The sequence below is a fragment of the Brevundimonas fontaquae genome, assembly GCF_017086445.1.
GTDB classification, from domain to species: domain Bacteria; phylum Pseudomonadota; class Alphaproteobacteria; order Caulobacterales; family Caulobacteraceae; genus Brevundimonas; species Brevundimonas fontaquae.
In genome coordinates, this window is record NZ_CP070968.1 from 1114504 (window position 1) to 1129796 (window position 15293).

Genomic DNA, 15293 nt, shown 5'->3' on the forward strand with positions numbered 1-15293 from the left:
TTACAGCGGTGTAATGATCAGACGCTCTTCTTCTCTATTGCTTTTACTTGCCGCGATGACGCTGACGACCGCGCCTGCCGTCGCGCAGGACGCGCCGTCGGACGCCGTCGAGGATATCGTCGTCACCGCCCGCCGGATCGAGGCGCCGATGTGGGAGGTGCGGCGCGGCGACAGCGTCCTGATCCTGGTCGGATCGATCGACGGTTTGCCCAGAAAGATGGCGTGGCGCACCGACGCTCTCATCTCAGCGGTTGATCGTGCGGACCGCGTTCTGTTTCCCGTCGAGGGGCGGGCCTCGCTGGCCGATGTGGGCCGGCTAATCTGGCGCTTTCGGACGCTGACCCGTTTGCCGAACGGGCGCACCAGCGCCGACTATCTGTCACCGGACCTTGAGGCCCGGGTCGAAAGCCTGACAGGCGAAGGTCCGACCCGCGACAGCATGCTGATCCTGTCGGGCGATCTGATGGAACTGGGCGGCTACAGCAGTGGAGGGCGTCCGGTGTCCGGCCTGGTTCGTCAGGCGACGCGCGCCAATCGCACGCCCGCTGAACCCGTCGGCATCTTCAGGGGTGACGAGCTGATCGAAAAGGTTCTGACGACGCCGCCCGAACACTATCTCGGCTGCATCGACGCTGCGGCGACGGCGGCCGAGGCCGGGGTCGAGGCGGGCGCGCAACGTGCGGAGAACTGGCGTCTGCGCCGGATTCCGGCGGTGTTGGATTCGCCCCTGGAAAAGGCGGCCACGGCCTGTTCCTACTGGTCGGTGATGGCCCAAGCGGACGATCTGCGTCGGATATGGAATACGGCGGTGGACAAGGCGCTGGCCGAAGCCGGGGTCACCGTCGCTATCGCGCCACTGCGGCTGTTGGCCGAGCCGAACGGCGTGCTGGATCGGCTGGAGGCGGAGGGGCTGGAACCGATCGGTCCCGAATGGCGCCCCTCCGCCCCCACTCAATCGGCGCGCTAGAGGTTACTTGCGTTCCGGAACGGCGTCGCGCGCGGCTTCGCCGATGTTGTCGGCGGCGTTGCCGACGCTCTCGGCTGCGCCGGCGATGGCGTTGTCCTTCACCGCGTCGCTGCGGTTCATGTTCATCAGGAAGTAGCCGATCACCAGCACGGCCAGCAGGCCGACGATCAGGGCGACGATGGCGCCCATGCCGCTGCCGCTGCGGCGCTCAACAACTGTCGTCGGGGCGGCGCTGCTTTCGCTGATGCGCTCGACGCGGCCATCGGGATGTTCGACGGTACGTTCGGTGGTCATGGTGTGTCCTCTCCAGTGATGGCGGGGAAACACCCGTTGCAGCCATACGGTTCCGCTGGCCTAGACCGCCGTGCCGCCGACAGTCAGACCGCCGATCTTCAAACTTGGCTGGCCGATGCCGACGGGCACGCCCTGTCCGGCCTTGCCACAGACGCCGACGCCCGGATCGAAGGCGAAGTCGTCGCCGACCATCTGAATCTTGGTCAGGGCCGTGGCCCCGTCGCCGATCAGGGTCGCGCCGCGCACCGGAGCGGTGATCACCCCGTCCTCGATCAGATAGGCCTCGTTGCACTGGAACACGAACTTGCCGTTGGTGATGTCCACCTGGCCGCCCGAGAAGTTGGCGGCGTAGAGGCCGCGCTTCGTATTGGCGATCATGTCGGCCCTGGAATCCTTGCCGCCCTCCATGAAGGTGTTGGTCATGCGCGGCATCGGCATATGGGCGAAGGACTGGCGCCGGCCGTTGCCGGTTGCGGCGACGCCCAGCTGCCGCGCCGACAGCCGGTCGTGCATCAATCCGACCATGATCCCGTCCTCGATCAGCACGGTGCGCGAGGTGGGCGTGCCCTCGTCATCGACCGACAGCGATCCGCGCCGTCCGGCGATCGAGCCGTCATCGACCACGGTGACGCCGGGGGCGGCGACCCGCTGGCCCATCATGCCGTTGAAGACCGACGAGCCCTTCCTGTGGAAGTCGCCCTCGAAGCCGTGGCCGATGGCCTCGTGCAGCAGGACGCCGGGCCAGCCGGCGCCCAGGACCACGTCCATCTCGCCCGCCGGACAATCGACGGCGTCCAGATTGACCAGGGCCTGACGCAGGGCCTCGTCCACCTGGGCCTGCCAGCGTTCGGGCGCGACCCAGGCTTCGAACCCGGCCCGGCCGCCGGCGCCGGACGAGGCGCTCTCGCGCTTGCCGTTCTGTTCGACGGTGACGGAGACGTTCAGACGGACCAGGGGGCGGATGTCGCGCACCGCCCGTTCGTCCGCGCGCAGGATCTCGATGGCGCGGCGTTCGCCGATCAGGGAGGCGGACACCTGGACCACACGCGGATCACGGGCGCGCGCCCAGGCGTCGATCTCGGCCAGCAGGGCGATCTTGTCTGAGAAGGCGGGCGAGGCGAGGGGATCGACCTCGCCATACAGTTTCTGATTGGTGGCGCGGGGGCCTTCGGCGACCCGGGCCTCATGCCCCTGTTTGGCCAGAGCCGCGCTGTCGGCGGCGCGACGCAGGGCGGCGGCCGAGAATTCGTTGGCGTGGGCGTACCCGGCGGTCTCGCCCGCCACGACCCTGAGGCCGAAGCCCTCGGTCGCGTCATAGGCGGCGGACTTCAACCGGCCGTCGTCGAACACCAGGCTCTCGCTCTCGGACCGCTCCAGGAACAGTTCGCCGTCGTCGGCGCCGGCCAGGGCCGTTTTCAGGATCGACAGGGCTTCATCGGTGTCGACGCCGGCGGCGTCGAGGATGGGCGGCGGGGAGGCGTGAACGGTCATGGCCTGTAGGTAGGGGCTGAAGGCCGTTTCGTCACCTGCCCCGGCGCGCGAAACCGCCGATCAGTCCAGCGGCTGAGGCCGCGTCACCACCGGACCGTCGGGATCGCTGCTTGACGGACGTGCAGCGGTCGGGGCGGGCGTCGGCGCCGTGGGCACGATCACCAGCGGTTCGGTCGTGCCCGTCGGCGCCGGCGTGGACGGCGCCGGCGGGGTGGTCGTGGGCGCACGCGTCGTCGGTTGCGTCGTTGCGGCCGGTGTCTGGGTCTGGTTCTGAGTGCGCGGCGCGGCCGTCGTGGAGCGTGGCGTCGTCGTTGCAGGCGTAGAAGCGGCGGGGGCGGGCGGCGTGGTTGTGGTCGTCGCGGCTGGCGCGGGCTGTTCGGTCGCGACGACAGGGGCGGCGTCGGCAGGAATCGTATCGGCCGGCGGGGCGGTCAGAGGCGTATCGGCGGCGACGGCGGGCGTGGACGTCGCCGGGGTCGAGGCGGGACGCATCGCGAACCACAGGCCGCCTCCGACGACCAGCAGGGCGACGACCCCGAGCCCGACATAGAGCGGCAGGCGCGAGGTCTTGGCGGGCGCACGGGCGAAGCTGGGCGTGATCGGCGCAGCGGCCGGCGCGATGGCGGGTCTGGCCGCGACCGCTGGGGCGGCGGCGACGGGTTCGGTCGCGACCGGCTTCGGCGCAGGGGTCGGCGTCGTCTCGGGCGCGGGCAGGGGCCGCACGGTCAGATCGGGTTGAGCGGCCGGCGCCGGCTGCGGCCTGGACTGCGGCGGCGTCGGAGCCTGGGGTTGAGGCTGGGCCTGGGCCGGGCGCGCCGTCGGGATCAGCGAACCGCCGAGGATGCTTGCCCCCTGCGGACGGGGCGCGGGACGCGGCGCCGGATTGGCGGGCGTCGTCTGACCCTTGGCCGGCGCGACGCCGGAGGCCAGGCTCTGGGTGTGGATCGAGGCCTGCTGTTGTTGCGGCGTGGGCTTGCGCGGCGGCGGATTGGGAATGCGGTCCAGCGGGTTGGGCGCGACCGGCACCGGCCCGACGTGGAAGGTCGTCGCGGGCATACGGCCCCAGGTCACCGGCTTGCGGGCGAAGGGCTGGGGCGGGGTCTTCTGGTCGTCGGACATGGTCTCCTCAATCGCTGGCGATCTGGCCCGTTTCGTGACGGATCAGTTCTTGAGCCGGTAGCCGGTCTTAAACATCCACATGACGATGCCCAGGCAGACGGCGAAGAAGGCCAGGGTGGCGGCGACGCTGACGCCGATGGCCACATCGCCCTGACCATAGAAGGCCCAGCGGAAGCCCGAGATCAGATAGACCACAGGGTTGAACAGGGTCACCGTGCGCCAGCCGTCAGGCAGCATGTCGATGGAATAGAAGGCGCCGCCCAGGAAGGTCAGGGGCGTCACGACCAGCATCGGGATCATCTGAAGCTGCTCGAACCCATTGGCCCAGACCCCGATGATGAAGCCGAACAGGCTGAAGGTCACCGAAATCAGGATCAAGAAGGCCATCATCCAGACTGGATGCAGGATCTGCAGCGGCACGAAGAAGGACGCCGTCGCCAGAATGATCAGGCCCAGCACCGCCGACTTGGTCGCCGCCGCCCCGACATAGGCCAGCACGATCTCCAGCGACGATACCGGCGCCGACAGGATTTCGTAGATCGTCCCCGTGAACTTGGGGAAGTAGATGCCGAACGAGGCGTTGAAGATCGATTGGGTGAACAGGCTGAGCATGATCAGGCCCGGCACGATGAAGGCGCCGTAGGGCACGCCGTCCACCTGTTGCATCCGGCTGCCGATCGCGCCGCCGAAGACGACGAAATACAGGGCCGTGGTGATCACCGGTGTGACCACGCTCTGCCACAAGGTGCGGAGCGCACGCGCCATCTCGAAGCGATAGATGGCCCAGACGCCGTATCCGTTGAAGGTCATGCCGCGGCTCCGTTCTGGTGGACCAGGCTGACGAAGATGTCTTCCAGCGAGCTCTGGCGAGTGTTCAAGTCCTTGAAGCCGATGTTCAGCGCCTCAAGCCGGCGGATCAGCGAGGGCACGCCCGTATCGTCGGCGTTGGCGTCGAAACTGTACTCCAGCTCGCCGCCCTCGTTCTTCAGCGTCAGGTCCCAGTCGGACAGGTCGGCGGGCAGGGCGCCCAACGGTTCGATCAGGTTCAGCGTCAGGGTCTTCTTGCCCAGCTTCTTCATCAGGGCCGACTTCTCCTCGACCAGGATCAGCTCGCCCTTCAGGATCACGCCCACCCGGTCGGCCATTTCCTCGGCCTCCTCGATGTAGTGGGTCGTCAGGATGATGGTGACGCCCCGCTCGCGCAGCTTTCTGACCATGGCCCACATGTCGCGGCGCAGCTCGACATCGACCCCGGCGGTCGGCTCGTCCAGGAACAGGATGTCCGGCTCGTGGCTCAGGGCCTTGGCGATCATCACCCGCCGCTTCATCCCGCCCGACAGGGTCATGATCTTGGCGTCGCGCTTGTCCCAAAGCGACAGGTCCTTCAGCACGCCTTCGATGAAGGCGGGGTTCGGCGCCTTGCCGAACAGGCCCCGACTGAAGGTGACGGTGGCCAGCACGGTCTCGAAGGCGTCGGTGGTCAGCTCCTGCGGCACCAGACCGATCTTGGTGCGGGCGGCGCGGAAATCGGACTGGATGTCATGGCCGTCGGCGACCACGGTCCCGGTCGTGGGCGTGACGATGCCGCAGACGATGGAGATCAGCGTGGTCTTGCCCGCGCCGTTCGGTCCCAGCAGGGCGAAAATCTCGCCCTTGTTGATCGTCAGGTCGATGCGCTTCAGGGCCTGATGCCCCGACTTGTAGGTCTTGGTCAGGCCGTCGATCTCGATTACGGGCATGGGCTTTCCTTTCCGGCGCGCGCGGCGGCGCGGGCCGGGTGTGGCGGCAATATGGCGTGCCTGACGCCTGACTCAAGTGGCGGCGACGCTCAATAGACGCCAAGTCGTTGTTAACCCGATTGTCGCACGGTGCCGGCCTGAGTTGAGTTTTGGCAGGAGCTTTCGTGCCGTCCCTGTCTGCCGCCCACCACGCCGCTCTGACGGCGATCGTCGAGGCCTGTCCCGACGCTTCGCTGGGGATGCTGGGCGCGGCTGTGGCGGCGCTGAAGGGCGACAAGGCGGCCGAACTGGCGAACATCGTCGCCGCAGAGGCGCGCGATCGCGCCCGTCGCGGCACGGCCTTCGCCCCCCTGCTGCCGCTCTTTCAGCCGCGCGCCGACGGCGTGCCGGCCCTGGTCTTTCCGGCTCTTGTCCTGAAACGGGTCTGGCGCGAGGCGGTGCAGGGCGAGGAGGAGTTCCTCCCGCTGCTGGACGGCGCGGTCACGATCGACGGCGAATGGACCTTGGCGGCCGACCGCCTGTGCGCCAAGGCGGCCGCCGTGCTGCGCGACCGGCCGCGCGACGTTTGGCCCGAGTTTCAGCGCCCCGCCGACGACCAACCCCCAATCACTCCGACCGAACTGGCCGGCTGTTTCGACCTGACGCCTCTGGTCCGCGGCGCCTTGCCGCGTCTGCCCGTCTGGCTGGAACGCCCCGACGACAATCAGCTGGCGGGGCTTCGGCTGCTGATCGAGGACTGTATGACGATGTCGCCGGACGGCGGGCGGCGCATGATCGACATCCTGTTCGCCCATGTGGCGGACGCCGATCGGATGCTGCGGGTCGTGACGCGGACCAGCCGCTTGGCCGACCGCGAAATCACCCTCAGCCATTCCGACATGGGCGTCTTCGTCGAGCGGCTGCTGACCTCCGTTCAGGCGCGGGTGCAAAAGATCGCCGGCGTGGTCCGTTCCTCGCTGGGCGAGACGGCGATGCTGGGCGTGGTGGACGACGTCAACTGGTGCGCCGGCGTGTTGGCCGAGATGGACCTCAGCCTGCAGGTGCGGCCCGATTCCAGTTGGGGCAAGGCGGCGCGGATGGCGCGGGTCCAGGTGTCGGGCCAGCTTTCGGGCCTCATGAAATCCGCCTCCAGCGCTGTCCACGCCGCCCTGCCGATGAAGCGCCAGGTCATCACCGGCCGGATGACGCGGATGTCGCCCTGGCTGGAGGCGCCGGCCGAGGGCGAACCGATCGAGGCGGCGGCGGCCCTGCTGGCGGCGGTGGCGGCCCTGCGCGGCGCGGCCGTTACCTTCGGCTGCGAGGCGGATCGCTCGGGACTGAAGGCCGAACTGACCGACTACCTCTCCACCTGGTCCGACGAGGCGCTTAACAGTCTGTCGGACGGCGAGGCCGAAAATCCCGACCATGTGCTGCGTCTTATCGGGGTCGCGGCGCGGTTCCTGACCGTGATCGAGGCGCTGGAGGCGGCGCGCGCGGTCAGGCGACGGGCGGCCTCGGCCGAAACGGCGCGGCTGGGCTGAAACGACGCCTCGCCGGACGTTCGCGGATGGGTTAGACGGCGAAGATGATCGTGTTCTGGACAATGACGGGACTGGCGGCGGCCCTGGCCGCCCTGCTGGTGCTGACCGGCGCGCGACGCGGCGCGGATCCGGCGGCCGGGGCTGAAACCCAGGCCGGCTCGCGCGAGATCGAGGAACTGGATCGGCTAAAGGCGCGCGGCCTGCTGGACGAGGCGGCCTACGTGGGCGCGCGCGCCGAGGCGGGGCGGCGGCTTCTGGCCGTTTCGGCGACCACGACCCCGGTGGCCGGCGCCCGAGATCGGTTCTGGGTGCTGGGCGGGATTGGCGTGACGGTCGCGGGCGCGCTGGGCCTCTATGTCTTCACCGGCTCGCCCGGCCTGCCGGATCAGGCCTATGAGCGGCGTGTCGACGACTGGGCGGCCAATCTGGATCGGCTGGAGCCGGCGCAATTGGCGGCGGTGACCGCGCGTGTCGTTCAGGAACGGCCAAAGGATCGGCAGGCGTTGGCCATGCTGGGCGCGGCCCGGTTCGCCGCCGGCGATCCGCTGGGCGCCTCCTCAGCCTTTCGCCGTCTGATCGCCCTGGACCCCCGTGACGCCCAGGCCTGGGCGCGGCTGGGCGAAAGCCTGGTCGTCGCCAACGACAACCAGATCGGCGGTGATGCCGAGGCCGCCTTCCGCGAGGCCTTGAAACTGGACCCCGACCAGCTCGGCGCGCGCTTCTTCCTGGGCGAGGCCGCGTTGCGGCGCGGCGACGCCGTCGAGGCCCGCACCCTGTGGACGCCTCTGATCGCCGCGCTCGACCCTGCCGATCCGCGCCGTCTGGATCTGGAACGCCGACTGCCGAAGGGCGGCGCGCAATGACGCGTTGGTCCTGCGCGACGACGGCGGTATATGCCGCCGGCCCGTCCCTGGAATCCGGAATGTCCGTCGCATGAGCTGGCTGCCCAAATCGCCGAAGGCGCGTCGTCGCCTGTGGGTCGTCGCCGCCGTGGCGCCGATCCTGGCCTTGGCGGTCGGCCTGTCGCTGTGGGCGATGCAGGACAGCGTGACCTTCTTCTACTCGCCGTCCGAGGCCACCGCCGACAAGGCGCCGGAGGGCCGCAACATCCGCCTGGGCGGACTGGTCGAGGCCGGCAGCGTGCAAAAGACCGGCGACGGCGTGGTCGCCTTCGTCGTCACCGATAACGCCGCGACGACCCGCGTCGTCTATCACGGCGACCTGCCCGATCTGTTCCGCGAAGGGCAGGGGATCGTGGCGCAAGGGGCCTTCGGCCCCGACCGCACCTTCCACGCCAGCCAGGTCCTGGCCAAGCACGACGAGAACTATATGCCGCGCGAGGTCGCCGACCGTCTGAAGGAAAAGGGCGAGTGGCGGCCTGAGACGGCGCCGGCCGTGACCAAGTCCGTCCCCCTATGATCGCCGAGCTTGGGGCCTTCGCCCTGGCGCTGGCGCTGGCGCTGTCGATCCTGCAAACGGGTCTTTCGGCGGCCGGACGCGCGCGTCGCAGCCCGGTCTTGGCCGGGGCCGCCCAGGGCGCGGCTTTGGCGGCGGCGGCGGCGGTCGCGCTCAGTTTCGTAGCCCTGATCTACGCCTTCGTGGTGTCGGACTTTTCGGTTTCCAACGTCGCGGCCAACAGCCACACCGACAAGCCGATGCTCTACAAGGTCGCCGGCGCCTGGGGCAGCCACGAAGGCTCGCTTCTGCTTTGGTGTCTGGTGCTGACCGTCTTCGGCGGGGCGCTGGCGCGGGCGCGCGGCCTGCCGTTCGGGCTGAAGGCCTCGGCCGTGGCGGTGCAGGGCGCGCTGGGCTCGCTGTTCCTGGCCTTCGCCGTCTTCACCTCCAGCCCCTTCACCCGCCTGGACCCTGCGCCGTTCCAGGGCGCATCGCTGAACCCGCTGTTGCAGGACCCGGCGTTGGCCGTGCATCCGCCGTTGCTCTACGCCGGCTATGTCGGGTTCTCGGTCTGCTTCTCCCTAGCCGTCGCAGCCCTGATTGAGGGGCGGGCGCAGACCGCCTTCTGGCCTGCCTGGGGGCGCTGGGTCCGACCCTGGGCGTTGGCCAGTTGGGCTTTCCTGACCGTCGGCATCACCTTGGGCTCCTTCTGGGCCTATTATGAGCTGGGCTGGGGCGGTTGGTGGTTCTGGGATCCGGTCGAGAACGCCTCCTTCATGCCCTGGCTTGCGGGCGCGGCCCTGTTGCATAGCGCGGTCGTGACCGAGCGGCGCGGCGCACTGGCGGGCTGGACCGTGTTTCTGGCCCTGCTGGCCTTCACCTTCTCCATGCTGGGCGCCTTTTTGGTGCGCTCGGGCGTGCTGACATCCGTCCATGCCTTCGCCGTCGATCCCCAGCGCGGGCTGATGCTGCTCGCCATTCTCGGAATCACGGCCGGCGCCGCCTTCGCCCTGTTCGCCTGGCGCGCGCCGCAGCTGAAGGGCGGGGGCCTGTTCGCGCCGGTCAGCCGCGAGGGGGCGCTGGTGCTGAACAACCTGTTCCTGACGGCGGCGGCCGCGACCGTGCTGCTGGGCACTCTCTATCCGCTGATCCTGGAAGCGGCGTCCGGCGCGACCATCTCGGTCGGCCCGCCCTATTTCGCCGCCACCTTCACCCCGCTGATGATGGTCGCCTTCCTGATCCTGCCGGCCGGCCCGTTGCTGGCCTGGAAGCGGGGCGACCTGCCCGGCGCGATGCAGCGCCTGGCCGTCGCGGCGGGTCTGGCGATCGTCGGCGCCCTGGCGGCCTACGCCCTGTGGGAGCCCAGGAAGGCCTTCGCCGCAGCCGGGATCGGCCTGGGTCTGTGGCTGATCCTGGGATCGCTGTTGGAAGTCGGCGAGCGCTCCCGCCTGTTCCGCGCCTCGATGGCCGAGACGGTGCGCCGACTGAAGGGGCTACCGCTGGGCGCCTGGGGCATGACTCTGGCGCATTTGGGGCTGGGCGTCTTCATCCTGGGGGCGGTGGTCGAGACGGGCTTCAAGGCCGAGGCCGCCCGCGCCGTCTCACTGGGGCAGAGCGTGTCCGCCGGCCCCTGGACCGTCACTCTGGACGACGTCCGCGTCGTCGAGGGACCGAACTATCTGGCCGAGCAGGGCCGACTGACCGTGCGCGCCACGAACGATCAAGGCCGCGCCAGCACCGTCACGGCCGAGCGCCGCTTCTTCCCCGCCGGCGGCCAGACCACCACCGAGGTCGGGCTCGATTTCCGGGGCCTGGACGACGTCTATATCGTGATCGGCGAACGCGCGGGCAGTCCCGAACAGCCGGCCTGGGTCGTGCGTCTGTACTGGAACCCCTGGGCGCGACTGATCTTCCTGGGGCCGATGATCATGGCGCTGGGCGGGGTGCTGTCGCTGCTGGATCGTCGTCTCAGGCTCGGCATCGGCGCGCGCCGGCGCAAGACCGCATGAAGCGCTTGCTAGTCCTAATGGCCGCGCCGGTGCTGGCGCTGATGCTGACGGCGGCAGAACCGCCCGCCGCACCCGACCGCCCCTTGCCCGATGCGACCCAGGAGGCCCGGGCCCAGGCCCTGTTCAAGAATGTGCGTTGCGTCGTCTGCCAGCACGAGGCCATCGCCGACAGCCCGGCGGGCGTCGCCGGCGACATGCGCCGCCTGATCCGCGAGGAGATCGCGGCCGGCGCGTCGGATCAGGCCGTGCGCGACGATCTGGTGCGACGCTTCGGAGACTATGTGCTGTTCACCCCGCCGGTCCGGGCGGGGACCTGGCTGCTGTGGTTCGGCCCGTTCGCCTTGGTGCTGCTGGCCGTCGCCGTTCTGGCCCTGCGCGCACGCCGTCGTCCGGTTGAGGCCGTCCCCCTCACGCCAGAAGAAGAACGCCGGCTGGACGAAGTTCTACGAAATGAGAAGCTTCGCCGCGATCCTGACGCAACCTCGCCTCACGACGGGCGCTAGTCGAGATCAACGATCGGCGGTCGGGATTGGCGCAACGCCGGTTCGGCCTATATCAATCGCGAAACCGGCGCCCGTCTGGCGCTGGACAAGAGGATCGCAAGGACCACGATGCTGAAGCGCAAGGAGTTCATTCTCGGGGCCGCGGCCGGCCTGACCCTGGCGGCGGCGGCGACCGCCGGCGGCGTCATCACCTGGCCCGGCGCGCATGCGGAACCGCAGGCGGTGAACCGGATCACCCCGGTTCCGGCCAACGGCGACGCCTTCACGCCCCCGCCGGGCGCGCCCAGCAGCTTCGCGACCATCTTCGACCAGGTCTCGCCCGCCGTCGTTCAGATCGACGTGACGGTCAAGGTGGACCAGCCCCAGGGCGGCGCCTTCCAGATCCCCGGCCTGCCGTTCCAGTTCGTGCCGCCGCAAGGCCGTGGCGGCCAAGGCAATGATGAGCCGCAGACGACCCAAGGCGCCGGCTCAGGCTTCTTCATCTCGCAGGACGGCTTCATCGTCACCAACAACCACGTCGTCGCCGACGCGACCGAGATCAAGGTCAAGATGTCGGACGGCCGCGAACTGCCGGCCCGCCTGATCGGCCGCGACGAAGCCACGGATCTCGCCGTCATCAAAGTTGAGGGCAACGACTTCAAATACGTCAGTTTCGAAGAGACGGCCGATCCGCGGGTGGGTGATTGGGTCATCGCTGTCGGCAATCCCTTCGGCCTTGGGGGCACCGCTACGGCGGGCATCGTTTCGGCCAAGGCTCGCAATCTTCCGGGGGCTGAAAGTGCCTACACTGACTTCCTTCAGATCGACGCTGCCATCAACCGCGGCAACTCTGGAGGGCCTACCTTCGACATCCACGGCCGCGTCATCGGTGTGAACTCGGCCATTTATTCCCCTACCGGCGGATCGGTCGGCATCGGCTTCGCCATCCCCGCCGAGGTAGCAAAACAGATTACGTCTCGCCTTATGCGTGGGGAGACGATTGAGCGGGGCTATCTCGGAGTTCAAATCAGCACGCCAAACGAAAAAGAGCTTGGGGCTCTTGGCCTGCCAGCTACGCAGAAGGGGGCCTTGGTCGCCAGCGTCACCGAGAATGGTCCGGCGGCACGCGCCGGTCTGCGTTTCAGTGACGTTATTGTTTCGCTTAATGGTGAGCCGATTGACTCCTCGACGAAGTTGACCCGACTGGTTGGCGCCGCCGCGCCGGGCGATACGCTACGTATGGAGATTATCCGGGACGGCAGGCGTCAGATGATCACTGCAAGGTCAGCGATGCGACCCTCGGAATCCGAATTAAATAGACAAGAAGATGGCGCTCAAGGATTTGCCCCTAATGAAGGGGCGGGTGCTTCGGTCACGGTCGAGGGTTTGAATCTCACTCCTCTGACACCCATCTTACGTCAACGCCTAGGCGTGCCGGCCACCGTGGACGGCTTGGCTGTCACAGGCGTTGAAGAGGGTGTTGATCCGCGATTGTCACAGGGCGTGGTTATCCAACAGGTTCAGAACACGCCCGTTCGCACGGTCGGAGAGTTTCGAGCCGCCATAGACGCGGTCAAAGCTTCTTCACGTCCCGGCGCCTACTTGTTGTTGTGGGTTAAAGGAACGGGAAATGTTCCATACGTTCTTGATTTGAGTTCAGCACAAACGAAAAAATAAACCCCTCTTGACTCCCGATTTGCCAGCGCGCAATCCTTGGTGGCATTTTGACCTAATGGAGGTTTCAAGATGAAAGCGGTTCTTGCTGCATTGATGGCTGCATCGTGCTTAGTTAGTATTCCTGCTGGGGCGGAGGCTCAATCAGGAACATACGTTTGCTATAGTTACTTCAATACCGTTCGTGGCCAGACATATCAGAGGTGTGGAACGGTAATGCCTAGCGGAGAGTTTCGGGTGTTCTATGATGGTCCAGCGTTGGTGCGAACCTAATCTTAATCATCCTTAATGTTCGTCAGGTTTTGAGATCGCCGCCGATGCGCTACCATCGGCGGCGATTTTGATTCCGGGAGGGGTTTCGATGCGGATTCTGGTGGTCGAGGATGACGCCGAGGCGGCGACCGCCATGGTGCGGGGCCTTTCCGAAGCCGGACATGAGGTCACCCACGCCGTGGACGGCGCCTTTGGCCTGCTGGAGTCGCAGAAGGGCGGCTACGACGTCTATGTGGTGGACCGGATGATGCCGCGCCTGGACGGCGTCGGCATGGTCGAGACGGTGCGAAAGGGCGGCGATCAGACGCCGGTCCTGTTCCTGTCGGCCCTGGGCGAGGTCGAGGACCGGGTCACGGGCCTGAAGGCCGGCGCCGATGACTATCTGGTCAAGCCCTACGCCTTCGCCGAACTGATCGCGCGCGTCGAGGCCCTGGCGCGTCGTCGCGAGACCGGCGGGGTGCAGACCGTGCTCAAGGTCGGCGACCTGGAAATGAACCTGATCGGCCGCACGGTGCATCGCGGAACGACCGAGATCGATCTTCAGCCGCGCGAGTTCCAACTGCTGGAGTTCCTGATGCGCCACGCCGGCCAGTCGGTGACGCGCACCATGCTGCTGGAAAAGGTCTGGGAATACCATTTCGACCCCCAGACCAACGTCATCGACGTCCACATCAGCCGCCTGCGCTCCAAGATCGACAAGGGCTTCGACCGCGCCATGCTGCAGACCGTGCGCGGGGCGGGATATCGCTTGGAGGCGTGACTTGAGATCCTCCCCCGCAATGCGGGGGAGGGGGACCGCCGGCACGGCGGTGGAGGGGGAGACCCCAGACACCGGCGCTGAAGCCGCCCCCTCCACCACTTCGTGGTCCCCCTCCCCCGTGAACGGGGGAGGATTTTAGGTGCGCCTTCCCTCCCTCCTTCGCCGCACGCCTTTCCGGCTGACGCTGCTGTTCCTGGCGCTGTTCGTGGCGGCGGCGGGGGCGATCCTGGCCTATGTCTATTTCGCCTCGGCGTCGGAGGCCCAAGGTCGGGCCAAGGCGGATGTGGAGATCGAGCTGGGCGCCCTGACGGCGATCCACCGCACGCGCGGCATCGACGCCCTGAACCAGGCCTTGGTCGAACGCTCCATCCGGGGCGGGCCGTATCTGTATCTGCTGACCGACAAGGCCGGAAAGACGATCACCGGCAACATCACCGAATCCCCGATCGACATCGACCTCAGCCTGCCGGCCGGCGCCAGCGACTGGGAGACCTTCCGCCTGACCGACACGGACGCCCAGGGCAAGGTCCAGCGGCGTCGCTCCATCGGGGTGATCACCACCCTGGCCGGCGGCGAACATTTGTTCGTCGGTCAGGACATCGGCGACATCGAGGCCTATCTGGCGCGGCTGACCCAGGCCCTGTGGGGCGCCATGGCCCTGGTCATGCTGCTGGGCCTGGCGGGCGGTCTCTACATCAGCCGGCGAGTCGAAAACGCCATGGCCGGGCTGAACCGTGTCGTGCAGTCGGTGCAGGACGGCGACCTCAAGGTCCGTGCGCCCGTGCGCCACACCGGCGACGAACTGGATGAGCTGGGCCAGGGGCTGAACACCATGCTGGATCGGCTGGAGGCGTCCATGTCTTCCATCCGCCACGCCGGCGACGCCATCGCCCACGACCTGCGCTCGCCTCTGACGCGGATGCGGGCCAAGCTGGAGGTGGCCCTGATCGACGCCGAGGCGGGCAAGATCGACGGGGTCGACGCCCTGGGCATCGCCTTGGACGAGGCGGACCATCTGCTGAAGACGTTCAACACTGTCCTGGCCATCGCGCGGCTTCAGGCGGGCGGGGCGCCGGATCCCAAGGTCATGGACGCCGCCGACCTCGCCGCCGACATGGCCGAGCTTTATGAACCCGCAGCCGAGGACAAGGACATCGACTTCTCGTCCGAGGTCGAGAACGGGCTGATGATCGAGGGCAACCAGCCCTTCCTGGCCCAGGCCCTGGCCAACCTGATCGACAACGCCATCAAATACACCCCCGCCGGCGGGGCGGTGAAGCTGCGCGCGCGCCGTCGCTCGTCGGGCGAGATCGAATATTCCGTCACCGACACCGGACCGGGCGTGCCGGAAGAGGACCGCGAGCGGGTGGTCCAGCGGTTCGTGCGTCTGGACAACAGCCGCACCGAACCCGGCTCGGGCCTGGGGCTTTCGTTGGTCACCGCCGTCGCCGAGGCGCACGGCGGACGGGTCGTGCTGGACGAGGGCCCCGGCGCCTACGGCGACTTCGGACCGGGGTTACGGGTGGCGCTGGTGCTGCCGCCGGCCTCGACCGGGATGAGCGGATGATGT

At 68.0% G+C, this 15293-nt stretch carries 14 protein-coding genes; 9 read left to right on the forward strand and 5 right to left on the reverse strand.

The annotated features are described in order from the left end of the window. The first annotated feature begins 55 nt into the window (after window positions 1-55). A complete protein-coding gene (locus JX001_RS05380) occupies window positions 56-967 on the forward strand; it encodes a TraB/GumN family protein (RefSeq protein ID WP_205682605.1) in 912 nt (303 codons plus the stop codon). A 3-nt stretch (window positions 968-970) separates the two neighbouring features. Here JX001_RS05380 and JX001_RS05385 read toward each other — a convergent pair whose 3' ends face one another. From JX001_RS05385 to JX001_RS05405, 5 genes are read right to left on the reverse strand one after another with little or no spacing between them, the layout of a single operon-like run. Then, window positions 971-1261, reverse strand: coding sequence for a hypothetical protein (locus JX001_RS05385; RefSeq protein WP_205682606.1), 291 nt, complete (start codon window positions 1259-1261; stop codon window positions 971-973). Window positions 1262-1321: 60 nt separating this feature from the next. Further along, a complete protein-coding gene (gene tldD / locus JX001_RS05390; protein ID WP_205682607.1) occupies window positions 1322-2752 on the reverse strand; it encodes a metalloprotease TldD in 1431 nt (476 codons plus the stop codon). 60 nt (window positions 2753-2812) lie between these two features. Continuing rightward, window positions 2813-3871, reverse strand: a complete 1059-nt coding sequence (locus JX001_RS05395) for a flagellar basal body-associated FliL family protein (RefSeq protein ID WP_205682608.1) — start codon at window positions 3869-3871, stop codon at window positions 2813-2815. A gap of 42 nt (window positions 3872-3913) precedes the next feature. Further along, entirely contained in the window at window positions 3914-4681 is a 768-nt protein-coding gene (locus JX001_RS05400) for an ABC transporter permease (RefSeq protein ID WP_205682609.1), read from the reverse strand. Next, a complete protein-coding gene (locus tag JX001_RS05405) occupies window positions 4678-5610 on the reverse strand; it encodes an ABC transporter ATP-binding protein (protein ID WP_091748833.1) in 933 nt (310 codons plus the stop codon). Before JX001_RS05405 ends, JX001_RS05400 begins: the two co-directional genes overlap by 4 nt. Window positions 5611-5774: 164 nt before the next feature. Between JX001_RS05405 and JX001_RS05410 the strand changes: the two genes are divergently transcribed. The 8 genes from JX001_RS05410 (at window position 5775) to JX001_RS05445 (ending at window position 15290) form a co-directional block, all read left to right on the forward strand. Next, window positions 5775-7130 carry a hypothetical protein gene (locus JX001_RS05410; RefSeq protein WP_205682610.1) on the forward strand — a complete coding sequence of 452 codons (1356 nt, stop codon included), beginning with the start codon at window positions 5775-5777 and terminating at the stop codon, window positions 7128-7130. Window positions 7131-7174: 44 nt separating this feature from the next. Further along, the gene (gene ccmI, locus JX001_RS05415) at window positions 7175-7993 is read left to right on the forward strand and encodes a c-type cytochrome biogenesis protein CcmI (protein ID WP_205682611.1); all 819 of its coding nucleotides are present in this window, start codon (window positions 7175-7177) and stop codon (window positions 7991-7993) included. Between the two features lie 70 nt (window positions 7994-8063). Continuing rightward, window positions 8064-8549 carry a cytochrome c maturation protein CcmE gene (ccmE, locus tag JX001_RS05420; protein ID WP_205682612.1) on the forward strand — a complete coding sequence of 162 codons (486 nt, stop codon included), beginning with the start codon at window positions 8064-8066 and terminating at the stop codon, window positions 8547-8549. Continuing rightward, window positions 8546-10534, forward strand: coding sequence for a heme lyase CcmF/NrfE family subunit (locus tag JX001_RS05425; RefSeq protein WP_205682613.1), 1989 nt, complete (start codon window positions 8546-8548; stop codon window positions 10532-10534). Before ccmE ends, JX001_RS05425 begins: the two co-directional genes overlap by 4 nt. Beyond that, complete coding sequence (locus JX001_RS05430) at window positions 10531-11037, forward strand: cytochrome c-type biogenesis protein (RefSeq protein WP_205682614.1); 507 nt, start codon at window positions 10531-10533, stop codon at window positions 11035-11037. The genes JX001_RS05425 and JX001_RS05430 overlap by 4 nt, the downstream gene beginning before the upstream one ends. Window positions 11038-11145: 108 nt before the next feature. Then, window positions 11146-12693 (forward strand): trypsin-like peptidase domain-containing protein, encoded by a 1548-nt coding sequence (locus tag JX001_RS05435; RefSeq protein ID WP_205682615.1) that lies wholly within the window; start codon window positions 11146-11148, stop codon window positions 12691-12693. A 358-nt stretch (window positions 12694-13051) separates the two neighbouring features. Continuing rightward, window positions 13052-13723 (forward strand): response regulator transcription factor, encoded by a 672-nt coding sequence (locus JX001_RS05440; protein WP_017504381.1) that lies wholly within the window; start codon window positions 13052-13054, stop codon window positions 13721-13723. Between the two features lie 139 nt (window positions 13724-13862). After that, on the forward strand, window positions 13863-15290 hold the full coding sequence (locus JX001_RS05445; protein ID WP_205682616.1) for a sensor histidine kinase: 1428 nt from the start codon (window positions 13863-13865) through the stop codon (window positions 15288-15290). The last annotated feature ends 3 nt before the right edge of the window (window positions 15291-15293 follow it).